Here is a 24,268-nt window from a genome sequence, read left to right as displayed (position 1 = left end):
GCTACGGGGGAAGAGTAGGCCGGGTAAGCGCAGTGCCACCCGGCAAAAAATTTACTCCGGGAACCATTGGTTGCTGATTTTCTGGTAGGTACCGTCGGCCTTAATCGCTTTCAGCGCGGCGTTCAGTTTCTCCAGCAGCGCCTTGTTATCCGGGCGCACGGCGATGCCGAGTCCAGTGCCGAAGTATTGCGGATCCGTCACTTTCGGCGTGGCTGCGCCCAACTGCGGGTTGGTTTTCAGCCACTCGTTGACCACTGCGGTATCGCCGAACACGCCGTCGATACGGCCATTTTTCAGATCGATAATCGCATTCTGGTAGCTGTCATAGGCGACGGTCTTCACCTCAGGATGTTTATCCTGCAGATATTTCTGGTGGGTGGTGCCGTTTTCCATGCCGATCCGTTTGCCTTTCAGGTCATCGAAGGAATGGAACGCGTCTTTTTTGGCGATCACCAGCGCCGAGTTGGCGTAGTACGGGTCGGTGAAGGCCACCTGCTTGCTGCGTTCCGGCGTAATATCCATTCCGGAAATCACCGCATCATATTTCTTGAACTTCAGTGCCGGGATCAGGCTGTCAAAAGCGTGGTTGGTAAAGGTACATTCTGCCTGCATTTGTTTGCACAGCGCTTTGGCCAGGTCGAGATCGAAACCAACAATCTGATTATTGGCATCCATCGATTCAAACGGCGGATAGGTTGCGGACACGCCGAAGCTGATTTTCTCTGCGGCGGCAGCGCCGAAGGTGAACGTGGTGAGCAGTGCAGCCAGAACTAACTTTTTCATCGTGGAACTCCCGTCTGTCAATCTTATGATTATTCGCCGTGTCTGCGGCATAGAGTGACAATGCCATTAAATGAATTTATATGCAATAAATATGATTAAATATTTTTAATGGCATAAAAAAAGACGGACAGGTGTTATACTTGTCCGTCTTGTTGTCTGCTTTTTATGCAATAAGGCTCAGGCGCTAGTTACGTCGCTCGAAGGCCAGCGCTTTACGTTCCACCAGGCGCATCAGCAGCGTCAGCAGTCCGTTGACGATGAGATAGATAATCCCGGCGGCGCCGAACACCATCACGTCGTAGGTGCGTCCGTACAGCAGCTGGCCGTGGCCCATTACTTCCATCAGGGTGATGGTGTAGGCCAGAGAGGTACTCTTGAAAACCAGCACCACTTCGTTGGAATAGGACGACAGCGCACGCTTAAAGGCATACGGCAGCAGGATCGCCAGGGTATCCTTTTTACTCATCCCCAGTGCGCTGCACGACTGCCATTGCCCGTCGGGGATCGCCCGGATGGCGCCATAAAACAACTGAGTGGTGTAGGCGGCGCTATTGAGCGACAGGGCGATCAGAGCGCACAGCCACGGTTCAGAGATAAGATGCCACAGCCACGGATAATCCTGCAGCGAAGGAAACTGTCCGGGGCCGTAGTAAATCAGGAAGATCTGCACCAGCAGCGGCGTACCGGTAAACAGGGTGATATAGCCGCGGACTATCCACACCAGCCCCGGCGTCTTCAGCGTCAGGATAATGGTAAAAATCAGCGACAGGATCAGCGCCACGATAATCGACGCCACGGTCAGCGTCAGGCTGGTATGAAGCCCTTTCAGCAGTTCGGGTAAGTAGTCGAGCATCAGCCTGGTCTCCGTTCGAAGCGCGTCGCACGCTGGTCAATCCGCTTAAGGATGTATTGACTCAACAGGGTGATGACGAGATAGATTGCCGCCGCAATGATATACCAGTTAAAGGGTTCCTGAGTGCGGGTGGCGATGCTTTTGGTCTGCAGCATCAGATCGTTGACGCTGATCAGGCTCACCAGCGCGGTGTCCTTCAGCAGCACCAGCCACTGGTTACCGAGGCCAGGCAGAGCATGGCGCCACATCTGCGGCATCACCAGACGGAAGAATATAGCCGCTTTCGACAGCCCCAGCGCCTGGCCGGACTCCCACTGACCCTGCGGAACGGCTTTCAGCGCGCCGCGCAGCGTTTGCGAGGCGTAGGCGGCATACAGCAGCGACAGGGCGATCGCCCCGCAGAGGAACGGACTGACGTCAAAGTTCTCAATCTGCATCTGCACCGGGATCTGCGTGAACCCGAGCGGGATGGTAAAACCGTCAGAGAGCGTCAGCAGCAGCTGGGAAGAGCCGAAATAGATAAACAGCACCACCAGAATTTCCGGTAGTCCGCGCAGGATGGTCACAATGCCGGTTGCAAGCCAGGCTACCGGGCGCCATTTCACTGACTCCAGTACCGCAAAGAGCATCGCCAGGACCAGGCCGATGACGAGCGCGCAAACGGCAAGGCCGACGGTCATCCCGGCGGCGCTTGCTAATGGAAAAATTTCGTTCATTCAGTCTTACTTCTGGAACCATTTGTTATAGATGGTCTGGTAAGTGCCGTCTTTCTTCACTTTTTCCAGCGCAGCGTTAAATTTCTGCTGCAGGTCGGTGTTGCCCTGACGTACGGCAATGCCCAGCCCGGTGCCGAAATAGGCTTTGTCGGTCACTTTATCGCCCACGGCCGCCAGCTTCGGATTGCTCTTCAGCCATTCGGTGACCACGGCGGTATCGCCAAAGACCGCGTCAATACGACCATTCTGCAGATCCAGCTTCGCATTCTGGTAGCTGTCGTAAGGAACGGTAGTGATTTCCGGATGTTTATCGGTGATGAATTTCTGGTGGGTGGTGCCGTTCTGCACGCCCACTTTTTTGCCCTTCAGCTGGTCAATGCTGGTGAACTTACCCTGCTGACCGACGAACAGCGCCGAGTTGTCATAATACGGGGTAGAGAACAGCACCTGCTTTTCACGCTCCGGCGTGATGTCCATCCCGGCCATGACCGCGTCGAAACGGCGGAATTTCAGTCCCGGGATCAGGCTGTCAAAGGCCTGGTTGGTAAAGGTACAAGTGGCATCGATCTCTTTACACAGCGCGTTCGCCAGATCGACATCGAAACCGACGATCTGGTTGTTGGCGTCCACCAGCTCAAACGGAGGGTAGGAGGCCTCGGTGGCGAAACGAATGGTCTGCGCGGCGGAAGCGGAGAGGCTCATGCCTGCGAGCAGGGCGGCAATCAGTACTTTTTTCATCGTCATTTCCCCGAAAAACATCAATGTGAAAGATAGTTTTTAAACGCGTCAGTTTGCGGATGCGTGAAGCAGGAGGCATCCCCTTGCTCGACGATATGGCCATTTTCCATATACACCACCCGGCTGGCCGTCTTGCGCGCCACTTCAACTTCGTGGGTGACGATAACCTGGGTGATGCCGGTTTCAGCCAGCTCGCGAATGATGCTGACGATCTGAGCCGTGATTTCCGGGTCAAGCGCCGCGGTAGGCTCATCGAACAGCAGGACCTGCGGCTCCATCATCAGCGCGCGGGCGATAGCCACACGCTGCTGCTGGCCGCCGGATAAATGCAGCGGGTAGCGATCGCTGTAAGGCTTCAGACGCAGACGCTCCAGCAGTTTCTCTGCGCGAGCCAGCGCCTGATCCTTGCTTAACCCCAGTACGCGGCAGGGGGCTTCGATCAGGTTCTGCTGTACCGTCAGGTGCGGCCACAGGTTGTATTGCTGGAAGACCATGCCGACGTTCTGACGCAGCTCGCGAATCGCTTTATCGGACGGCGCTTTGGTGAAGTCGAATTGGTTGCCGGCGATGGATAACGAACCGGACCGCGGCATCTCCAGCAGGTTGAGTACGCGCAGCAGCGAGCTCTTCCCGGCACCGCTGGGGCCGAGCAGCACCAGCGTTTCCCCCTGCGGGCAATCCAGCGTGATGTCGAACAGCGCCTGGTGTGCGCCGTAGAAGCAATTAATGCCGTTTAGTTTAATACTCATCTGGGCAGTCTGATACGAATAGCTATTGAGGCCGCAAATACTACCTTTGGCAGAATAGTTATGCAATATTTATGCGTTAAAAGTTAAATCTAAACCACGTTTAGCTTTAAAGTTAGCACAAAATATTGCCTGGTGGGTGAGGGGGGCGCAAATGTCGGCATTCCTGGGGCGAATACCGACATTTTACCGGGGTTATCGTTTCAGCGGGGTGGCTTCAACTCCGGAATCAGCGTTTCTCCAGACTCTGTCGCAGCGTCCCGGCTGGCGCATGGCTGTTGTTGCCGAGATAGCGGACGTCATCGACAGCCCAGCACTGGCCTTCCTGGATCATCAGCACTTCATCTTTCCAGCTCTGGGTGCCCTGTTTTAGTTCGACGCGCAGCGGAATATTGCGCGCATCACGGTTCGGGATGGTGGAGGCGCTGGCGACCACGGCGCTGTCTGCTGGGGTGCTGCTGCTGGAGAACGGGTTAGCCTGCAGCAGTTTGCTGTTGGCCGGATCCTGGCGGGCGTCATTGAGTAACTGCGCCAGTCCGTCGCTCAGATAGGGGCGCAGCGCCGCCGGATCCTGAGTGCGGTTCTGGATCTGAGTGTCATAGAATTTTTGCGCTACGTCGTCAGGGCCGCCTTCGACACAGGGGCCGCTGCGGGTACCATTATCTTTATAGGCCGGGGTGACGGTCGTACAGGCGCTGAGCGCCAGCGCGCAAGGGAGAAGTACAGCAAGAAGTTTGTAGCGCATGATGATTTCCTTATAAGCGAACTACGTTTTCAGTTTCCGTTAAAGCATAGCGTATAGCGTGCGGATTGTACTTGACGCAAAGAGCTAAGACCTTGATGTGACAACGGCCTTAAGGCAGGAAGTCGACAATGCGCATCACCGAATGATATTCAGGCAGGAAAAACCAGGCGCCGTTTAAAAATAAACAGACTTTTTGGGCAAACAAGAAACATTACCCGGACAATAGGATAATGTTTCTTGAGATATAAGATTAATTACTTCTTCTTATAGATGTTAGCGGAGACGTGCAGTTTTTTATCGGTATTACCGGAAGAGAGCACGATAACGTCCGCGCCTTTTTCATCGGCCTTTTTAATCAGCTCTTCACGGGCATCGCTCGGCGCAGTCTGGCCGGTAGAGGAAATGGTGCCGATTTTGGTATATTGCGTATGGACCTTATTAAAGGCTTCTTTCGTTAAAATCTCAGCGGAGAAGGCGTTCGCCGTTAAAAACAATGCTGCACCTGCCACTAAAGCTGCATATTTCATATTTTTAGACTCCATTGTTTATTTTGCTATCATCATGCTCTTGTTTTAACTCACCAATGAGCGATTTCAGATTGTACTAACGCCGCTTTTTTTTCAAGCAAAATACTGCAATTTTATGACGATTAGTTAACGCTTTTTTAAAGAAAAGATGACGAGGTTCTCATTGATAATGCTTGCTTTTTTTTGCGGAATGAACATTGAGGCGACGCAAGACCTTTTTTTACTGTGGTTAGCTGAAAATTAGCTGAGGCGCACGCAGGAGAAGGGGCCGGGACGCTGACAGACATTCCCGGTAACATGGTTTATCATATAGAACAGCAGGGGCTGCACCCATGGTCATGCAGGTCACCAGGGAGATAAGATGTTAACAAATAAGCGAGAGCAGGCCCGGCAGCAGCGAGCCGCGTTGTGGGCCACCAAAGATAATGTTCAGCGCCATGCGCTGTCCATGAGTATGCCCTGGCTGGCCTTTGTCAATATCGCTTTTGCGTTAATGATTTTCTTCCGCAATTTTATCTTTACCTATTTTGATAAGAAGTTACTGACGCACCGGGCGGTTATTCCTTATATCGAAGTGGCGCTGATCGCGGTTATTATTATTTCGGCCATTTTAGTGATTATTGCCGTCACGCCGCGACTGGCGCAGGGGCGATATACGCTGAATATCATCACCGGGCTGCTGCTGGCGCTCAGCCTGTGCTGGTCCCTGAGTAATTACTGTTTTATCTTTTTCTGGACCTTGCCCTTCGCCTGGCCGCTGCTGGTGATTTTAATGACCACCGGCCTCACCGCGCTCTATCACCACTGGCCCGGCATTATCGCCTTTATGCTCCCAATGTGGGTGACCGCCTTGCTGGCAGGGGTGCAGATTCACTATGACGGTGAATTTCGTTTTTTGACCTTATGGGCTATTTTCACCGCGATTTTGCTTTATGGACGGCGTATTCTGCAGCGCTGGTATGATGAAGCCTGGGATACGCATCAGGAAAATATGCAGCTTATCCAGCGGCTGGAAAGTATCGCTAACCGGGATGCCTTAACCGGAACGGCCAATCGCCGGGCACTGAATGCTTTTCTGGCGCAGCTCTGGGAGCAAAAAGCGCCGTTAGCGCTGATCATGATCGATGTCGATTACTTTAAGCGTTATAACGACCATTACGGCCATCAGGCCGGCGATGACTGCTTATCGTCTGTCGCGCAGGTGCTTAAAATGGCGGTGCGGGCTGAGGACGATTTGGTGGCCCGCTACGGCGGCGAGGAGTTTGTCGTGTCGCTGCCGGGGGTTTCCTTAGCGCACGCCACCGTCATTGCCGAGCGCATTCAGCAGAAAATCCACGACGCGGCCTTGCCGCATGAAGCCTCTGCAGTGGCGGCGGTAGTGACCGTCAGCATGGGCGTGGTGGCTTCCGACGGCACGGTCCCGATGGAGACGCTGATCGCCCGGGCGGACAGTGCGTTGTACCAGGCTAAAAATAAAGGACGTAATCAATGGTCTTATTAACCCGGCTCCACTGCCGGGCGAGGGAAAGGGGATGAAACGGATTGCGCAGGTCGCCCTGCTGGCGCTGCTGTTAACCGGCTGTGCCGGGGAAAAGGGAATTATCGATCGCGATGGATACCAGCTGGACACTCGCCATCCGGCGCAGGCGGCCTATCCGCGAATAAAAGTGCTGGTGATCCACTATACGGCAGACAATTTTGATGTTTCTCTGGCGACGTTGACCGATAAAGAGGTCAGCTCCCACTATTTAATCCCCGAGCAGCCGCCGCGTTATCAGCATAAACCGCGGATCTGGCAGCTGGTGCCGGAAGAGGATTTAGCCTGGCACGCCGGGGTGAGCTACTGGCGCGGCAGTACGCGTATCAATGATACGTCCATCGGCATTGAGCTGGAGAACCGCGGCTGGCAGAAGACGGCGGGCGTCAAAAGCTTTACCCCCTTCCATCCGGAACAGATAGCGGCCCTGATCCCGCTGGCGCGCGATATTATCACCCGCTACCACATCGCGCCGCAGAACGTGGTGGCCCATGCCGATATCGCGCCGCAGCGTAAAGACGATCCGGGGCCGCTGTTTCCCTGGCAACAGCTGGCGCAGCAGGGGATTGGCGCCTGGCCTGACGAGCAGCGAGTGGCCTTTTATCTGAACGGACGGCCGGCCAGCGATCCCGTTGACCCAGAGGTGGTGCTGGATTTACTCGCGCGCTACGGCTATCAGGTGACGCCGGAGATGACCCCCGCGCAGAAGAAGCGGGTGATTATCGCCTTCCAGATGCACTTCCGTCCGCAGCGCTGGGATGGCGTAGCGGATGCGCAAACTGAAGCGATAGCCGAGGCGCTGTTAGAAAAATATGGCCAGGGTTAGCGGTGAAGTTTACCGTGGTCGCGTAGCCAGGCGGCGGTACGCACAATGCCGTCGTCAAGCGTCACCACCGGCTGATAGCCCAGTTCATCCTGCGCGCGGGTGATGTCGAGCGTAAAATCAAAGTTAAGTTTGGAAACGCCGTAGTGGGTAAAGGCGGGCTCTTTGGCTGTTTTATCGCCAAAACGTTCCATGCTGCGGGCAATAATATCCAGCATCGGGTAGGGAACTGAGCGGATCCGGCACTTGATGCCCAGCTCGTCGATCAGTTTCTGCACGATGCTTCGCAAGGTGCGCGGTTCGCCGTTGCTGATATTCCACGCGCGGGCGGAAGGAAGATGATCGCAGGCCGACTGGCTCGCCAGCCACATCGCATGCACGGCGTTTTCATAATAGGTCATGTCGACCAGCGCGCTGCCGCCCCGCGGCAACAGGACGCTGCCATAATGCTGCATCATTTGCGCCAGCCGGGGAATAAAGACTTTATCGTGCGGCCCGAACAAGCTCTGCGGACGCAGAATGGTAAAACGGGTGTGCGGGTTGGCCTGCGCCAGCAGGTTGATCACCTCCTCGCTGGCCGCCTTGCTGCGGGCAAACTCGTTGGCGAAGCGATGCGGGCGGAAATCTTCCTGGATATCGCGATGGTGGTGATAATCGAAATAGAGCGATGGCGAAGAGATATGGACGAAATTGCGCACCCCCCATGCCACAGACCATTCGCCCAGACGGCGGGTGGCGCGGACGTTAGCGAGATCGAAAGCCTGCTGGGTGCCCCAGGGCGAGGTAAAGCTGGAGCAGTGCCACAGGGTATCGATACCGGCGAGCATCACTTTAGCCTGCGAAGAGACCAGCTCGGTTAAATCGGCCGGGATGAATTCTGCCCCCATTTTGCTCAGAAGCTTACCCATCGCTTCGTTGCGCCCGGTGGCTCTCACGCTGATGCCCTTATTGCGCAGATATTCCACTGCGTTGCGGCCTAATCCGCTGGTCGCACCGGTAACCAGTACCTTCATATCACTCTACTGTCCCAGAAAAGAATTTCGTGCGCATTTTTCCGTGATTCTCCCGACTATGCAATGAGAATCATGAAAGAATAATGCTTATCCTTGGTCTCTGCCTGAGATTTGTTCGGCCAGCCGGGCGATGCGTTGCGCCATACCGCGGAAAATAAACAGGTGCGCCGGGATCATCAGCAGCCAGTAGATCAGTCCGGGCATACCGTGCGGGTGCCACCAGGCGCGCACGTCCAGTTCGCGATGGTCGCCTTTATCGTTTATCGTAAAGCTTAACCGGCCCAGCCCCGGCGCTTTCATACCGAACAGCAGGGTGAGCTGTTTTTCTTCCTCCACGATAATTACCTTCCAGCTGTCGACCGTATCGCCGGTTTGCAGATAGTCGCGCTGCGGCCGTCCTTTGGCTAACCGATGGCCGACCAGCAGGTCCATCGCACCGCGGGTTTTCCACAGCAGATTGCCGAAAAAATACCCCTCTTTACCACCGATTTGGTTAACGACCTGCCACAAGGCCTGGCGGCTCGCCTGGGTGGTGACGGTGCAGCCAGCCTGTTTCGGAAAGTAGCCGTACTCCGGTCGCCAGCGGGCGAAAGCCTGGGCGTCGTAGCCCCAGTCGCTGGAGTTTACCAGCTGCTCTTCTTCTTTCAGCGTGCGGCGAACCGCCTGATCGAAGGGGATCAGCGTTTGCGGGATCAGCGCTCGCAGCGCCCGGTCGTCGGCGATCAGATCGTGCTTCAGCCCCTGAATCAGCGCCCTGGCGATGGTAGGCGGCACCGAGGTGATAACGTTAAGAAACCACACTGAGATCCAGCGCGTCGGCAGGGGAATGGGAATGAGCGGGCGATGTTTACCGCTGACGGCCATAAAGTGGATAAACTGCTGCTGATAGCTTAACACCTCCGGACCGGCGGCTTCGAAGACGCGATGCGCGTTGGACGGATGATTCAGCAGCTCAACCAGGTCAACGAGCAGGTTTTCCAGCGCGACAGGGGTGGTACGTGAACGAACCCAGCGCGGAGGGGTCAGCACGGGCAGGTTATAAACCATATCGCGCATCACCTCGAAGGCGGCAGAGCCGGCGCCGACGATAATCCCGGCCCGCAGTTCGGTCACCGGCACACCCGACTCACGCAGGACCTCACCGGTCACCTGGCGGGCGCGCAGATGGTCAGATTGTTCCTGCGCCGGGGCCTGCAGCGAACTGAGAAATATCACCTGGCGCACTGACGACTGACGCAGGGCATCGCGCACATGCGTGGCTACCCGGCGCTCATGGGCGATAAAATCGCCGCCTTCGCCCATGCCGTGGACCAGATAATAAAGGGTATCGATGCCGGCGAGCAGTGCAGGCAGAGCCTGCGGCTGATTAAGATCGACTGACCGGCAGGTAACGCCTGGCAAATCGAGCGTTTGCAGTCGGTCGATGTGGCGTGCCGCCGCCAGCACTGGATAACCCCGCGCGCTTAACTCGCGCACCAAATGCTGGCCAATATAGCCGCTGGCGCCGAGCACCAGAACCGATTGCGACACGCCTGACTCCTTAGCGCTGTAAAAAAGCCTGCCAGTGAGCGACCACCTCGCTCAGCTGCTGACGGTTGACATCCAGGTGAGTGACCAGACGGACAACAGGCGAGGCGTTAATCAACACGCCGCGCGCCTGCATAAACTCGCCGAGCGCCGGGGCCTGCGCTTCGCCAACGCGCACAAACAGCATGTTAGTATCATGGCGGGTGACGTCGGCGCCGATGGCGCGAAGCTGCTCCGCCATCCACGCGGCGTTGTCATGATCCTCCTGCAGGCGCTGTACGTTATTTTTCAGCGCGTACAGCCCGGCAGCGGCCAGTATGCCCGCCTGGCGCATGCCGCCGCCGACCATTTTCCGCCAGCGGATAGCACGGCGAATGTACGCCTCGCTGCCCAGCAATAGCGAGCCTACCGGGGTGCCAAGCCCCTTTGACAGGCAGATGGTGAAGGAGTCGCAGTACTGAGCGATATCACGCAGTTCGCAGCCGTAGGCCACGACGGCGTTAAAGATACGCGCGCCGTCGACGTGCAGCGCCAGGTCGCGCTGGCGGGTAAACGCCCAGGCTTCCTGCAGATAGTCGCGCGGCAGCACCTTACCGTTGTGGGTGTTTTCCAGGCTCAGCAGGCGGGTGGGGGCAAAATGGATATCGTCGGGTTTGATTTTCGCCGCCACTTTATCCAGCGGCAGCGAACCATCGGCTGCGGCGTCAATCGGCTGTGGCTGAATACTGCCGAGTACTGCCGCACCGCCGGCTTCGTACAGATAGTTATGCGCCCCCTGGCCGACGATATACTCTTCGCCGCGCTGGCAGTGGCTGAGCAGGCCAACGAGGTTGGCCTGGGTGCCGGTGGGCAGAAACAGCGCCGCCTCTTTGCCGGCGAGGTCGGCGGCATAGCGCTGCAGTTCATTGACGGTAGGGTCGTCGCCATACACATCGTCCCCGACCGGGGCGGCCATCATGGCCTCCAGCATGGCGCGCCCGGGACGGGTAACGGTATCACTGCGTAAATCGATCACGGCTTTTCCTTGGTCTGGTTCAACGTATTGCTTCTGTTTTACCTGAGCCAGTTGGTTTTCGCCAGTTCGATGACCTCATCGCCGCGCCCGCTGATGATCGCCCGCAGCATATACAGGCTAAAGCCTTTGGCCTGCTCCAGCTTGATCTGCGGCGGGATAGCCAGCTCCTCTTTGGCGACCACGACGTCGACCAGCACCGGACCGTCGGTGCGGAAGGCGGTCTGCAGCGCTTCATCCACCTCGGAGGCTTTTTCAACGCGAATACCTTTGATACCGCAGGCTTCGGCGATGCGGGCGAAGTTAGTATCGTGCAGCTCTGTACCGTCGGTGAGGTAGCCCCCGGCCTTCATCTCCATCGCCACGAACCCCAGCACACTGTTGTTAAAGATGACAATTTTCACCGGCAGCTTCATCTGCGCCAGCGACAGAAAATCGCCCATCAGCATGCTGAACCCGCCGTCGCCGCACATGGCCACTACCTGCCGTTCCGGAGCGGTGGCCTGGGCGCCGATGGCCTGCGGCATGGCGTTGGCCATTGAGCCGTGGTTGAACGAGCCCAGCAGGCGGCGTTTGCCGTTCATTTTGAGATAGCGTGCCGCCCAGACGGTGGGGGTGCCGACATCGCAGGTGAAAATGGCGTCTTCATCGGCAAAATGACTGATCTGCTGCGCCAGATACTGCGGGTGAATGGCTTTATCGCTGGGCTTCGCCAGGTCGTCGAGTCCTTTTCGCGCGTCACGATAGTGCTCCAGCGCTTTATCCAGGAAGTGGCGATCGGTTTTCTCTTCCAGCAGCGGCAGCAGCGCTTTTAGCGTCGATTTAATATCGCCCACCAGCGCCATATCGACCTTACTGTGGGCGCCGATGCTGCCGGGGTTAATGTCGATCTGAATAATTTTGGCGTCGGTTGGATAGAAGGCGCGATAGGGGAACTGGGTGCCCAGCAGGATCAGGGTATCGGCGTTCATCATGGTGTGGAAGCCAGAAGAGAAGCCAATCAGCCCGGTCATGCCGACATCGTACGGATTGTCGTACTCCACGTGCTCTTTGCCGCGCAGGGCGTGGACGATGGGGGCTTTAATTTTGGCCGCGAACTCCACCAGCTCCTGATGAGCGCCGGCGCAGCCGCTGCCGCACATGAGCGCGATATTGCTGGAGTAGCGAATAAGCTGCGCCAGCTTGCGCAGTTCTTCTTCCGCCGGAGTGACCGTCGGCAACGGCGCATGATACCAGTGGCTGCTGGCGCTCTCCGGGGCGGCCTTCAGCGCCACGTCGCCGGGCAGCACCACCACCGAGACGCCGCGGTTAATCACCGCTTTACGCATGGCGATGGCCAGCACCTGCGGAATTTGTTCCGGGGTGGAGACCAGCTCGCAGTAGTGGCTGCATTCGCGGAACAGCTCCTGAGGATGGGTCTCCTGAAAATAGCCGCTGCCGATTTCGCTGGAGGGGATGTGGGCGGCAATGGCCAGCACCGGCACATGGTTACGATGACAGTCAAACAGACCGTTAATCAGATGCAGGTTGCCCGGCCCGCAGGAGCCGGCGCAGACCGCCAGTTCGCCGGTCAGCTGCGCCTCGGCGCCAGCGGCGAAAGCAGCCACCTCTTCGTGCCGGGTGGGCATCCAGTCGATGGTGCCCATGCGGTTCAGACTATCGCTCAATCCATTGAGGGAATCTCCGGTGACGCCCCAGATACGTTTCACGCCGGCCTGTTCCAGCGTTTTGGCAATGTATGCGGCCACGGTTTGTTTCATGATCTCCATCTCCTTTTTGTGATAACGCCTTCAAGCTTAGATGAAACTGCAGGTTACGTTGCTGATTGTCCCTTATTTTTTGCTGGTTTTATTGCTGAAAAATTGTGCATACTCAGGGACCTCACAGGTTGTAAAACAGGAAGCACATCAGATGGTTAAGGGAATGTTAAACGCAGTAAATAAAACGCTGTCGCATGACGACGCCGGTAAACTCTTGTTACGACTCGCCGTCGGCGGGTTAATGCTGTTTCACGGTCTGCACAAGCTGCTGGACGGCGTGGGCGGGATCAGCGGCATGCTGGTGGCGAAGGGGTTGCCGGGGTTCATCGCCTACGGTGTGCTGGTGGGGGAAGTGGTCGCTCCCTGCTTGTTAATTCTCGGCGTCCTGACCCGCCCGGCGGCGCTGGTGCTGGCGTTCACCATGGTGGTGGCGTGGCTGATGGTCGGTCTCGGCAAGACGTTTGCGCTTGATGCGGTGGGGGCGTGGGCGATCGAGAACCTGGTCTATTTCTTTGTTGGCGCGCTGGCGATTGCGCTACTCGGCGCAGGGCGTTATTCGCTGGCCGGCCAGTCGGCCTGGCGGTAAAAATGCCTCATTCGTCCTGGGGCGTAAAGTCGATACTGTTGCCGGTTTGCAACTTTTTCAGTCTGAGAAAATGTTTATCTCATGTCGCCTGAGCGTTTATTGTCGCCCGGGATTTTCCCGGAGTCGGCGCATTGCGCTTTCTCCGGGCTACCCAATCGCACAGCGCTGTAGCCCCGGTAAGCGGTAGCGCCACCGGGGATTTTGACCTCAGGCGAGAACCAGATCGCTCTGCGGATGGCAGGAGCAGGCCAGCACATAGCCGTCGGCGATTTCGGCGTCGGTTAACGTCATGGTGCTGGTGACGCTGTACTTCCCGGAAACCACTTTGGTTTTACAGCAGCCGCAGACGCCGGCGCGGCAGGCGACGGTCACCGGCACTTTATTGCTCTCTAGCGCATCAAGCAGTGTGGTGCCCACCGGCGCGTAAAACTCGCGCGCCGGCTGCAGTTTGGTAAATTTCAGTCCACTGGTCGCGGCTTCCGCCACCGGGGTGAAGAACTTCTCCTTAAAGAAGCGGGTGACGCCCAGGGCGGCAACATCCTGCTCGACCTTCTCCATATAAGGCGCCGGGCCGCAGGTCATCACGGTGCGGCTGGCTAAATCCGGCACGCTCTGCAGCAGCTCCCGGGTCAGACGGCCGGCGACAAAGCCATGAGTGGCATGGTGCTCTGCCACCAGGGTGACCGGATACTGGCGCCACTCCTCGGCAAAGATCACATCCTCCGGCGAACGCACGCTATAGATCACCTGCACGTCGGCCTGCGGTCGATACTTCGCCAGCCAGCGACGCATCGACATTATCGGCGTTACGCCGCAGCCGGCGGCCAGCAGCAGGAATTTATCTTCCGCTTTATCGTCGCAGGTAAACTCGCCCATCGCATCGGACAGCCAAAGGTAATCGCCGCGTTTGACCTCGCGGGTCAACCACTGCGAACCCGCGCCCTCGTCAATACGGCGAACGGTCAGCGTAATGTACTCGCTGACCCCCGGCGTGGAGGAAAGGGTATAGGCGCGCAGCGTTTCCGCCGAGTGACACACGCTGACCAGGGCATACTGGCCGGCGCGGTACGGATAGTAATCGTGGCACAGCAGCGAAAGGGTCCACACGTCCGGGGTTTCCTGGTGAATGTGGTGAACCTGCATCCGCCACGGGCACTGGGAGGTTGGCATGGTCATCAGGGACTCCTTAAGCGCTCAGCAACTGCTGCATATCTTGTTCCACGGTGGTCACGGAACGCAGTCCAAACTTCTCATTGAGGATCGCCAGCAGATCCGGGGTGAAGAAGCCAGGCGCCGTCGGGCCGGTGACGATGTTTTTCACCCCCAGCGACAGCAGCGTCAGCAGGATGACGATCGCTTTCTGTTCGAACCAGGAGAGCACCAGCGACAGCGGTAGGTCGTTAACACCGCAGCCCAGTTTTTCCGCCAGCGTAACCGCGAGAATAATTGCCGAGTAGGCATCGTTGCACTGCCCGGCGTCGACCAGACGCGGCAGACCTTCGATATCGCCGAAGTCCAGCTTGTTAAAGCGGTATTTACCGCAGGCCAGGGTCAGGATCAGGCAGTCATCCGGCACGCTGGTGGCGAAATCGGTGAAGTAGTTACGCTCCCCGCGGGCGCCGTCGCAGCCGCCGACGAGGAAGATATGGTGCAGTTTTTCACGGCTGACCAGATCGATCAGCGTATCCGCCGCGCCAAGCAGGGTCTGACGGCCAAAGCCGACGGTGATCAGATGCGGGATTTCGCTGTACGGGAAGCCCGCCATCTGCTGTGCCTGGGTGATAACCGGGGCGAAGTCTTCACCTTCCAGATGGTTCACGCCCGGCCAGCCGACGATGCTGCGGGTCCAGATGCGGTCGTCGTAGGCGCCGACGGTGGGGTCGATGATGCAGTTCGAGGTCATCACGATAGGACCCGGGAAGCGGGCGAATTCCACTTGCTGGTTTTGCCAGCCGCTGCCGTAGTTGCCGATCAGATGTTTGAATTTACGCAGCTCCGGATAGCCGTGCGCCGGCAGCATTTCGCCGTGGGTATAGACGTTAACGCCGGTGCCTTCCGTCTGCTCAAGCAGGTTATACAGATCTTTCAGATCATGGCCGGAGATCAGGATGCACTTCCCTTCGGTGGCTTTAACGTTCACCTGAGTCGGCGTCGGGTGGCCATATTTAGTGGTTTCACCAGCGTCAAGGATGCTCATCACCTGGAAGTTCATCTGGCCGATTTCCATCGAACATTCCAGCAGCGCGTTCATATCCGCCGGCCAGGTTCCCAGCCATGCCATGATTTTATGGTACTGGGCATAAATCGCGTTGTCGTACTGGCCGAGTACGTGGGCGTGCTCCATATAGGCCGCCGCGCCTTTCAGGCCGTACAGGCACAGCAGACGCAGACCGAGAATATTCTCGCCGATGGCGGCTTTATCTTTATTTGGGGCATAGTCTGCCGCCTGACGCTGCAGGTCACCCAGATCGTCGCTGACCAGGTGTAAATCGGCTACCGGGTTATCAACCGCGGCGCTGGCGTCGAGGTTCTGGCACTGCGCTTTCAGCGCTTCACGCAGGGCAATCGCCTGGCGGGCGTAGCCGACGATACGCGGAGAATCGAAGTTGACGTTGGTCAGGGTGGAGAAGAAGGCGCGGGGGGCAAAGCTGTCGACCTCATGATCGATAATGCCATATTCGCGGGCCTTGAGCGCCCAGGCGGACAGGCCTTGCAGTGATGCAATCAGCAGATCCTGCAGATCGGAGGTTTCCGCTGTTTTACCGCACATCCCCTGCGCGTAAGAGCAGCCGTTGCCGGCTGGGGTACGAATGGTTTGTTCACATTGCACACAAAACATGGTCACACCTTTAAAGTTATATTTAATATACATGTTTAAGGTTATGCCGCATGGCACAAGGTGAAAAGGCATTTCTGATACAACTTAAAGGGAGATTGATTTAGCGCAAATTTGGCGGCAGTAAGTCTGCCGCCAGCGGGTATTCAGGCGGTAAAAAAGGCGATCAGGATCGGGACCAGCAGGCTAAGCAGAAAACCGTGCACGATAGCGGCAGGAACAATCTCGACGCCGCCGGAACGCTGGAGTACCGGTAAGGTGAAGTCCATCGAAGTGGCGCCGCACAGCCCCAGCGCTGTGGAGCGGCTGCGGCGAACAAGGCCCGGAATTAACATGATAGCCAGCAGCTCGCGACACAGATCGTTAAAGAACGCCGCGCTGCCGATCACCGGGCCAAAGGATTCAGTGAGTAAAATACCGGAGAGCGAATACCAGCCGAAACCGCTCGCCATCGCCAGACCGGTCTTTAACGGCAGACCGAGAATAAAGGCGTTAAGTATCCCGCCAAGTAATGAACTGGCCATAACCACCATGGCGACGATCATTCCCCGACGGTTAAGGACTATTTGTCGCAGACTCATTCCATTATTGCGTAATTGAATACCGACGAGGAACAGGAGAAAGATCAGCGTATATTCGCTGGCTTCGGTCGCGTGCTGTAAAAAAGACAGGCCGGTCAGGCCGAGCAGAAAACCGAGCACGACCACGCCGCACAGCTGCAGCGATTCCAGGGCCATGGCCAGGCGCGAAGGTAATTTCTCCTGCCGATGCTGACTGCGCCATGGCATTTTACTTTCCAGCCACAACAGGGCGGCAATATTACACAGTAAAATGATGACCACGCTCACTGCAGCGTAATGCAATATGGCCAGCAGGTTGCTTGCCAGATTGTCGAGGAATGCCAGGCTGATCCCCATAAAGAAAAGGATGACATAGACAATCCAGCTGAGCATCCGGTTAATCAGTTTTAGCGCGGAGGGTTGACGAAGTGGCACCAGATAGCCGACAACCAGCGGCAACAGAATGATGAAGAGTCCCGATAACATGAACGATGCAGCCCTTGCATAATGAGAATAGCGCCCATGACACTACCCAAATCACCGGGCCGAGTAAAGCTGCCACCAGAAAGAAAAAGCCCGGAAACCCGGGCTTTACAAAGGATTAATCACGTTTTTCCAGCAGGGTGCGATACAGCACGCCGCCGAGGATCCCGCCGACGATCGGCATGACCCAGAACAGCCACAGCTGCTGCAGAGCCCAGCCGCCCTGGAAAATCGCTACCGCGGTGCTGCGCGCCGGGTTGACCGAGGTGTTGGTAACCGGAATGCTGATCAAATGGATGAGGGTCAGCGCCAGGCCGATAGCGATGGGGGCAAAGCCCGCCGGGGCATGTTTATCGGTCGCGCCATGGATAACCAGCAGGAAGCCACAGGTCAGGACAATTTCAATGACGATAGCCGACAGCATGGAGAAGCCGCCCGGGGAGTGTTCGCCATAGCCATTGGAGGCAAATCCGCTGGCGGCGGCATCAAAGCCGGCTTTACCGCTGGCCACCACGTAAAGCACCGCCGCGGCAATAATGCCGCCGACCACCTGAGCGATAATATAGCCAATGACTTCTTTCGCCGGGAAACGGCCGCCGGCCCACAGGCCCAGGGTCACCGCCGGGTTGAAATGCCCCCCGGAAATATGGCCGACCGCAAATGCCATGGTTAATACCGTTAAGCCAAATGCCAGCGCGACGCCGGCAAAACCAATACCGAGCTCAGGGAAGGCTGCGGCAAGCACGGCGCTACCGCAGCCACCAAATACAAGCCAGAAAGTGCCGAAGCATTCTGCTGCTAATTTTCTGAACATAACCACCTCAATTAAATTGTATACGCGCACGAGCGGACCGTGCCGGTCTTTATTTATCGTGATAAGGGATGACGATAAAAATAAAGCGGCGTTATTCTAGAGATAATCGCCATCCCAGAGCCAGTTAAATATATTGATATTATTTGATTTAGGGCAAGGTGAAGGGATTCCGTTTGCCAGTGTAGTCTTTCCTTTATCCGTGGAAGATTATCAATAGTGTAGATCATAACGCCTGAAATAAAACTATTTTGTTTGATGAATAATCAACAGCCGGTAATAGGCGATAAGTAAGTAATTTTATGAATATATTTAATCCGCTGAATATGAGCCACGGATGCGATTAAGCAGAGTGTCATCTTGCCGTCGCCCTCGCTATACTGTTGATTACTGAAGGAGAGTGGTGGTTTAGCGGAGGGGATATGCTTCTTGAGCGCGTAGAAATCGTCGGTTTTCGCGGTATCAATCGTTTGTCGTTGATGCTGGAGCAAAATAACGTCCTGATCGGGGAGAACGCGTGGGGGAAGTCCAGTCTGCTTGATGCGCTGACCCTGCTTTTGTCCCCTGAGTTCGATCTTTATCACTTTGTACGCGATGACTTCTGGTTTCCCCCGGGCGACATCCAGGGGCGCGAGCACCATTTGCATATTATCCTGACCTTCCGTGAAACCGAACCGGGGCGCCATCGGGTCCGGCGTTTTCGTCCGCTTCAGCGCTGCTGGGTACCTTGTGACGATGGTTATCATCGGGTGTTCTATCGTCTGGAAGGCGAGCTCGCCGATGACGACAGCGTGATGACCCTGCGGAGCTTTATCGATGGCGAAGGCGAAGCGCTGGAGGTTGAGGATATTGATGATCTGGCCAGACACCTGGTGCGTCTGATGCCGGTGCTGCGCCTGCGCGACGCGCGCTTTATGCGGCGTATCCATAACGGGACGGTACCGCATTCGCCGCAGATAGAGATCACCGCCCGCCAGCTCGATTTTCTCTCCCGGGAGCTGGTCAGCCATCCGCAAAATTTATCGGACGGTCAGATCCGCGAGGGGTTGTCGGCCATGGTGCAGCTGCTGGAGCATTACTTTGCCGAGCAAAGCAGCGCCCAGACGCGGCATCGTCTGATGCGGCGGCGCTCCCATGATGAGCAGCGCAGCTGGCGCTATCTGGATATTATCAACCGGATGATCGATAAACCCGGCGGGCGCAGCCATCGGGTGATTCTGCTGGGGCTGTTTTCCACCCTCCTGCAGGCAAAAGGGACGGTGCGCCTCGATCGCGACGCGCGGCCGCTGTTGCTGATTGAAGATCCGGAGACGCGTTTGCATCCGATTATGCTCTCTGTCGCCTGGCACCTGCTGAATTTATTGCCGCTGCAGCGCGTGACCACCACCAACTCCGGGGAGCTGTTGTCCCTGACGCCGGTGGAGCAGGTCTGTCGACTGGTTCGTGAGTCGTCGAGGGTGTCGGCATGGCGGCTGGGACCCGGCGGAATGAATGCCGAAGACAGCCGGCGTATCGCCTTCCATATTCGCTTCAATCGCGCCTCATCGCTCTTCGCCCGCTGTTGGCTGCTGGTGGAAGGGGAGACGGAGACCTGGGTTATCAACGAACTGGCCCGCCAGTGTGGCCATCATTTTGATGCCGAGGGCGTGAAGGTGATCGAGTTCGCCCAGTCAGGCCTTAAACCACTGATCAAATTTGCCCGCCGGATGGGGATCCAGTGGCACGTGCTGGTGGATGGCGATGAGGCGGGGAAAAAATATGCCGCCACCGTGCTCGGCCTGCTGAATAACGATCGCGAGCTGGAGCGTGACCATTTGACGAGCCTGCCCGCGATGGATATGGAGCACTTTATGTATCGCCAGGGATTTGATGACGTTTATCACCGGGTGGCGCAGATCCCGGATAATGTCCCTATGAATATGAGGCGGGTGATCACCAAGGCCATCCATCGTTCATCCAAGCCCGACCTGGCGATTGAGGTGGCGATGGAGGCCGGCCGACGCGGGGTGGACGCGGTGCCGACGCTGTTAAAGAAAATGTTCTCGCGGGTACTGTGGCTGGCTCGTGGTCGTGCAGATTAACCTGCGCCGTAGGGCTGGCGCAAAGCTCTCCGGTAGCTAAACAAAACGTAAGCAACGTTAAAAATGGGTGTTCTGTTGTCGACGGGTTTGGATAGAATCACCGTCTGGAGCGGCAGGGAAACAGCAGGAATCGGATAATGAAAGTGAAGGGAAAACGCAGGACAATCTGGTGGTTGTTAGCGATCGTTGTGCTGGGTCTGGCCGTCTGGGGATGGCGGATCCTGAATGCGCCGCTGCCGAACTACCAGACGCTGGTGGTGCGCAAAGGTGACCTCCAGCAGAGCGTGCTGGCCACCGGTAAGCTGGATGCCCTGCGGAAAGTTGACGTCGGCGCCCAGGTCAGCGGACAGCTGAAAACGCTGCACGTCAATATCGGCGATAAGGTCAAAAAGGACCAGTTGCTGGGGGTTATCGATCCGGAGCAGGCGCAAAACCAAATTAAAGAGGTTGAAGCGACGCTGATGGAACTGCGTGCCCAGCTCAATCAGGCGCGCGCGGAGAGCAAACTGGCGCAGGTGACTCTGGCCCGTCAGCAGCAGCTGGCGCAGCGCCAGCTGGTCTCGCGACAGGACCTTGATACCGCGGCCACCGATCTGGCGGTGAAACAAGCGCAGATCGGCACTATTGAAGCGCAAATTAAGCGTAACCAGGCGACGCTCGACACCGCGAAGACCAACCTCGACTACACGCGGATCCTGGCGCCGATGGCTGGCGAAGTGACGCAAATTACCACCCTGCAGGGACAGACGGTGATCGCCGCCCAGCAGGCGCCGAACATTCTGACGCTGGCGGATCTCAGCACCATGCTGGTCAAAGCGCAGGTCTCTGAAGCGGATGTCATCCACCTCAGACCGGGGCAAAAGGCGTGGTTTACCGTGCTGGGGGATCCGCTGACTCGCTATGAAGGCACGCTGAAAGACATTTTGCCGACGCCGGAAAAAGTCAATGATGCCATCTTCTACTATGCCCGCTTCGAGGTGCCGAATCCGCAGGGCATCCTGCGTCTCGACATGACCGCGCAGGTGCATATCCAGCTGGCCGAGGTGAAAAACGTGATTACCATCCCGCTGAGCGCCCTGGGTGACGCGGTGGGTGATAACCGCTATCACGTCCGGTTGTTGCGCACCGGCGAGGTAAAAGAGCGTGAGGTTGCCATTGGCGCCCGCAACGATACCGACGTCGCGGTGGTGCAGGGGCTGGATGAGGGAGATGAAGTGATCGTCGGCGAGAGCGCGAGCGGGGCGGCAAAATGACGGCGCTGCTTGAGCTGCGTGATATTCGTCGCAGCTACCCTTCCGGCGACGGCAGCGTTGAGGTACTGAAGGGGATCACCCTCAGCATCAATGCGGGGGAGATGGTGGCGATCGTGGGTGCCTCCGGCTCGGGCAAATCGACGCTGATGAATATTCTCGGCTGTCTCGACAAACCGACCAGCGGCACCTACCGGGTGGCGGGAACCGATATCGCGCAGTTGAATGGCGATGCGCTGGCTCGGCTGCGGCGGGAACACTTTGGTTTTATCTTTCAACGCTACCACTTGCTGTCACATCTTACCGCCGCGCAGAACGTTGAAGTGCCTGCGGTGTATGCCGGCAGCGAGCGACGGGCACGCCTGGCGCGCGCCCATGATCTGCTGGTGCGTCTGGGGCTTGGCGATCGGGCTGACTATCAGCCGTCGCAACTGTCCGGCGGCCAGCAGCAGCGGGTGAGTATCGCCCGTGCGCTGATGAACGGCGGGGAAGTGATTCTGGCGGATGAACCGACCGGCGCGCTGGACAGCCATTCCGGCGAAGAGGTGATGGCGATCCTGCATCAGCTCAAAGCTCAGGGCCATACGGTCATCATTGTCACCCACGATCCGCAGGTCGCGGCCCAGGCGGAACGGATCATTGAGATCCGCGATGGCAAGATCGTCCGCAATCCGCCCGGCAGCCGCCAGGGCGGTGGGCTGCGCGCCCGTCAGCAGCCGGAACCCTCGGCGTGGCGTCAGTTTACCAGTGGCTTTCGCGAAGCGCTGGTTATGGCGTGGCGGGCGATGGCGGCGAATAAAATGCGTACCCTGCTGACTATGCTCGGCATTATTATCGGCATTGCGTCGGTGGTATCGATCGTGGTGGTCGGTGATGCCGCCAAACAGATGGTGCTGGCGGATATTCGCGCCATCGGCACCAATACCATCGATGTCTATCCCGGAAAGGATTTTGGCGATGACGACCCGCGTTATCAACAGGCGCTGAAGTATGACGATTTGCTGGCGATCCAGAAACAGCCATGGGTGCGTTCCGCCACGCCGGCGGTATCGAAAAGCCTGCGCCTGCGCGCCAACAATATTGACGTTGCCGCCAGCGCGGAGGGGGTCGGGCCGCAGTACTTTAATGTTTACGGCATGACCTTCAGCGAAGGCAATACCTTTAATGAACTGCAGCTCAACAGTCGGGCGCAGGTGGTAGTGCTCGACAGCAATACCCGTCGCCAGCTGTTTCCCAATAAAGCGAAAGTGGTGGGCGAGGTGATTCTGGTGGGCAATATGCCGGCCACGGTGATCGGCGTCGCGGATGAAAAACAGTCAATGTTTGGCAGCAGTAAAATTCTCCGCGTCTGGTTGCCTTACACCACCATGGCGGGAAGAGTGATGGGCCAGTCGTGGCTGAACTCCATTACGGTACGCGTTCATGAAGGTTATGACAGTGAAACCGCGGAGAAACAGCTGCTGCGTCTACTGGAGCTGCGGCATGGTAAAAAAGATGTATTCACCTGGAATATGGACAGCATCTTGAAAACCGCAGAAAGGACCACACATACCTTACAGCTGTTCCTGACATTGGTGGCGGTGATTGCCCTGGTGGTTGGCGGTATTGGTGTAATGAATATTATGCTGGTGTCGGTGACCGAACGGACGCGCGAAATCGGCATCCGCATGGCGGTTGGCGCGCGGGCCAGCGATGTACTGCAGCAGTTTCTCATCGAAGCGGTGCTGGTTTGCCTGGTCGGTGGCGCGCTGGGGGTCACGTTATCGCTGATGATCGCATTTATTCTGCAGCTGTTTCTGCCCGGCTGGGAGATCGGTTTTTCCCCGCTGGCTCTGCTAACGGCTTTTCTCTGTTCGACGTTGACCGGGGTGCTGTTTGGTTGGCTGCCAGCGCGCAACGCGGCACGGCTCGATCCGGTGGATGCGCTGGCACGCGAATAGAAATAAAAATGCCAGTCAGAAGGACTGGCATTTTATTAGCAGGATGTACACAATGAAGCAAAAGAGTTATGCAGCCGTTTCCGCTTCCACAGGGACGATCACGCTGGCGTGGTTGCCTTTTGGCCCCTGGTGAACATCAAACCGAACGGCTTGTCCGGCTTTTAGCGTTCTGTAACCATCCATCTGGATGGTGGAGTAATGGGCGAAAATGTCTTCGCCGCCGCCCTCAGGGCAGATAAAACCGAACCCTTTGGCATTGTTGAACCACTTAACAGTACCCATTTCCATACTTCGACATCCTTCGTAAATCTTTATAAGTAAGATGGAATGAACCGGTGGTGGAGTGACGAGTTGTTCAATTGCTCGCCAACTCTCGCCACTACAATTTAGAGAAATACGAAAACGCGTCAAGCGATTGAGGAGGGGGAACGGCGAAAAATGCGTCAAAATTTGAAGCAGTTAACGCTATTGCCGGGGAATGTGACAGCCGTCGCGGATAGAAGCGATAGATGATAGTTATCTATGATCTGTTGTAGATTTGTGATGAGCATAACCTCTGGTCATCGACAGGCCTCCGCCTGTTGGCAACAGCAACCGATGATGAACACTGACGATGAGTAAGAGAGATTGGCTGGACTTCGAGCACCTGGTTGACGACGAAGTTCGTGATGCGATTAAACCGCCATCTATGTATAAAGTGATATTGGTCAATGATGACTACACTCCAATGGAGTTTGTTATTGACGTGTTACAAAAATTCTTTTCTTATGATGTTGAACGTGCAACGCAACTGATGCTCACGGTTCACTATGAAGGTAAGGCGATTTGTGGCGTGTTTACCGCGGAAGTGGCGGAGACCAAAGTCGCTATGGTGAATCAGTACGCGAGGGAGAACGAGCATCCATTGCTGTGTACGCTGGAAAAAGCCTGAATACAGGCAT

At 56.9% G+C, this 24,268-nt stretch carries 23 protein-coding genes; 7 read left to right on the top strand and 16 right to left on the bottom strand.

The features are described 5' to 3' along the window. Positions 1–51 precede the first annotated feature (51 nt). From artJ to yahO, 7 genes are all read right to left on the bottom strand, one after another. On the bottom strand, positions 52–783 hold the full coding sequence (gene artJ, locus SP68_RS17380; protein ID WP_008805821.1) for an arginine ABC transporter substrate-binding protein ArtJ: 732 nt from the start codon (positions 781–783) through the stop codon (positions 52–54). 184 nt (positions 784–967) lie between these two features. Beyond that, positions 968–1,636: an arginine ABC transporter permease ArtM gene (artM, locus tag SP68_RS17375; RefSeq protein ID WP_008805822.1), complete on the bottom strand. Its 669-nt coding sequence runs from the start codon at positions 1,634–1,636 to the stop codon at positions 968–970. Next, a complete protein-coding gene (artQ, locus tag SP68_RS17370; protein WP_002896386.1) occupies positions 1,636–2,352 on the bottom strand; it encodes an arginine ABC transporter permease ArtQ in 717 nt (238 codons plus the stop codon). The genes artM and artQ overlap by 1 nt, the downstream gene beginning before the upstream one ends. A 6-nt stretch (positions 2,353–2,358) precedes the next feature. Further along, positions 2,359–3,090: an arginine ABC transporter substrate-binding protein ArtI gene (gene artI / locus SP68_RS17365; RefSeq protein WP_002896390.1), complete on the bottom strand. Its 732-nt coding sequence runs from the start codon at positions 3,088–3,090 to the stop codon at positions 2,359–2,361. Between the two features lie 20 nt (positions 3,091–3,110). Continuing rightward, positions 3,111–3,839, bottom strand: coding sequence for an arginine ABC transporter ATP-binding protein ArtP (gene artP / locus SP68_RS17360; RefSeq protein WP_012968630.1), 729 nt, complete (start codon positions 3,837–3,839; stop codon positions 3,111–3,113). A gap of 226 nt (positions 3,840–4,065) precedes the next feature. Next, on the bottom strand, positions 4,066–4,581 hold the full coding sequence (locus tag SP68_RS17355) for a lipoprotein (protein WP_012968629.1): 516 nt from the start codon (positions 4,579–4,581) through the stop codon (positions 4,066–4,068). 254 nt (positions 4,582–4,835) lie between these two features. Next, positions 4,836–5,108: a DUF1471 family periplasmic protein YahO gene (gene yahO, locus SP68_RS17350; protein WP_008805825.1), complete on the bottom strand. Its 273-nt coding sequence runs from the start codon at positions 5,106–5,108 to the stop codon at positions 4,836–4,838. Between the two features lie 361 nt (positions 5,109–5,469). Here yahO and SP68_RS17345 point away from each other — a divergent pair, with 361 nt between their 5' ends. Further along, positions 5,470–6,609 carry a GGDEF domain-containing protein gene (locus tag SP68_RS17345; RefSeq protein ID WP_016160551.1) on the top strand — a complete coding sequence of 380 codons (1,140 nt, stop codon included), beginning with the start codon at positions 5,470–5,472 and terminating at the stop codon, positions 6,607–6,609. Positions 6,610–6,640: 31 nt separating this feature from the next. Then, the gene (locus SP68_RS17340; RefSeq protein WP_008805827.1) at positions 6,641–7,471 is read left to right on the top strand and encodes an N-acetylmuramoyl-L-alanine amidase; all 831 of its coding nucleotides are present in this window, start codon (positions 6,641–6,643) and stop codon (positions 7,469–7,471) included. Here the strand turns inward: SP68_RS17340 and SP68_RS17335 are convergent. The 4 genes from SP68_RS17335 to poxB form a co-directional block, all read right to left on the bottom strand. Next, entirely contained in the window at positions 7,468–8,481 is a 1,014-nt protein-coding gene (locus SP68_RS17335; RefSeq protein ID WP_008805828.1) for an NAD-dependent epimerase/dehydratase family protein, read from the bottom strand. The genes SP68_RS17340 and SP68_RS17335 overlap by 4 nt on opposite strands. Before the next feature lie 87 nt (positions 8,482–8,568). After that, a complete protein-coding gene (locus SP68_RS17330; protein WP_040974015.1) occupies positions 8,569–10,011 on the bottom strand; it encodes an SDR family oxidoreductase in 1,443 nt (480 codons plus the stop codon). A 10-nt stretch (positions 10,012–10,021) separates the two neighbouring features. Then, a complete protein-coding gene (gene ltaE, locus SP68_RS17325) occupies positions 10,022–11,023 on the bottom strand; it encodes a low-specificity L-threonine aldolase (protein ID WP_023297312.1) in 1,002 nt (333 codons plus the stop codon). 38 nt (positions 11,024–11,061) lie between these two features. Beyond that, positions 11,062–12,780, bottom strand: a complete 1,719-nt coding sequence (poxB, locus tag SP68_RS17320) for a ubiquinone-dependent pyruvate dehydrogenase (protein WP_008805831.1) — start codon at positions 12,778–12,780, stop codon at positions 11,062–11,064. A gap of 151 nt (positions 12,781–12,931) precedes the next feature. Between poxB and SP68_RS17315 the strand changes: the two genes are divergently transcribed. Next, the gene (locus SP68_RS17315) at positions 12,932–13,366 is read left to right on the top strand and encodes a DoxX family protein (protein ID WP_016160554.1); all 435 of its coding nucleotides are present in this window, start codon (positions 12,932–12,934) and stop codon (positions 13,364–13,366) included. A 207-nt stretch (positions 13,367–13,573) separates the two neighbouring features. Here the strand turns inward: SP68_RS17315 and hcr are convergent, their stop codons facing one another. The 4 genes from hcr to aqpZ all read right to left on the bottom strand — a co-directional run bounded on the left by hcr (position 13,574) and on the right by aqpZ (position 18,059). Beyond that, positions 13,574–14,542, bottom strand: coding sequence for an NADH oxidoreductase (gene hcr, locus SP68_RS17310; RefSeq protein WP_023297313.1), 969 nt, complete (start codon positions 14,540–14,542; stop codon positions 13,574–13,576). A 10-nt stretch (positions 14,543–14,552) separates the two neighbouring features. Beyond that, positions 14,553–16,205: a hydroxylamine reductase gene (gene hcp, locus SP68_RS17305; protein ID WP_040976047.1), complete on the bottom strand. Its 1,653-nt coding sequence runs from the start codon at positions 16,203–16,205 to the stop codon at positions 14,553–14,555. A 143-nt stretch (positions 16,206–16,348) separates the two neighbouring features. Next, positions 16,349–17,248, bottom strand: a complete 900-nt coding sequence (locus tag SP68_RS17300; protein WP_008805835.1) for a LysO family transporter — start codon at positions 17,246–17,248, stop codon at positions 16,349–16,351. Between the two features lie 115 nt (positions 17,249–17,363). Further along, complete coding sequence (aqpZ, locus tag SP68_RS17295) at positions 17,364–18,059, bottom strand: aquaporin Z (RefSeq protein WP_002896434.1); 696 nt, start codon at positions 18,057–18,059, stop codon at positions 17,364–17,366. A 419-nt stretch (positions 18,060–18,478) separates the two neighbouring features. Here aqpZ and SP68_RS17290 point away from each other — a divergent pair, with 419 nt between their 5' ends. The 3 genes from SP68_RS17290 to macB all read left to right on the top strand — a co-directional run bounded on the left by SP68_RS17290 (position 18,479) and on the right by macB (position 23,327). Beyond that, positions 18,479–20,137: an ATP-dependent endonuclease gene (locus SP68_RS17290; RefSeq protein WP_032735131.1), complete on the top strand. Its 1,659-nt coding sequence runs from the start codon at positions 18,479–18,481 to the stop codon at positions 20,135–20,137. Positions 20,138–20,274: 137 nt separating this feature from the next. Next, the gene (macA, locus tag SP68_RS17285) at positions 20,275–21,390 is read left to right on the top strand and encodes a macrolide transporter subunit MacA (RefSeq protein ID WP_008805838.1); all 1,116 of its coding nucleotides are present in this window, start codon (positions 20,275–20,277) and stop codon (positions 21,388–21,390) included. Beyond that, positions 21,387–23,327, top strand: coding sequence for a macrolide ABC transporter ATP-binding protein/permease MacB (macB, locus tag SP68_RS17280; protein WP_040974017.1), 1,941 nt, complete (start codon positions 21,387–21,389; stop codon positions 23,325–23,327). Before macA ends, macB begins: the two co-directional genes overlap by 4 nt. Before the next feature lie 66 nt (positions 23,328–23,393). On the opposite strand, the gene cspD is transcribed toward macB, so the two are convergent. After that, complete coding sequence (gene cspD / locus SP68_RS17275) at positions 23,394–23,615, bottom strand: cold shock-like protein CspD (RefSeq protein WP_002896516.1); 222 nt, start codon at positions 23,613–23,615, stop codon at positions 23,394–23,396. Between the two features lie 325 nt (positions 23,616–23,940). On the opposite strand from cspD, the gene clpS reads away from it, so the two are divergent. Further along, complete coding sequence (clpS, locus tag SP68_RS17270; protein ID WP_002896520.1) at positions 23,941–24,258, top strand: ATP-dependent Clp protease adapter ClpS; 318 nt, start codon at positions 23,941–23,943, stop codon at positions 24,256–24,258. Positions 24,259–24,268: the final 10 nt, after the last annotated feature.

It is taken from the genome of Klebsiella variicola, from assembly GCF_000828055.2.
Classification (GTDB): domain Bacteria; phylum Pseudomonadota; class Gammaproteobacteria; order Enterobacterales; family Enterobacteriaceae; genus Klebsiella; species Klebsiella variicola.
The sequence above is the reverse complement of the archived record's forward strand: the minus strand, read 5'-3'. Positions and strand labels throughout refer to the sequence as shown.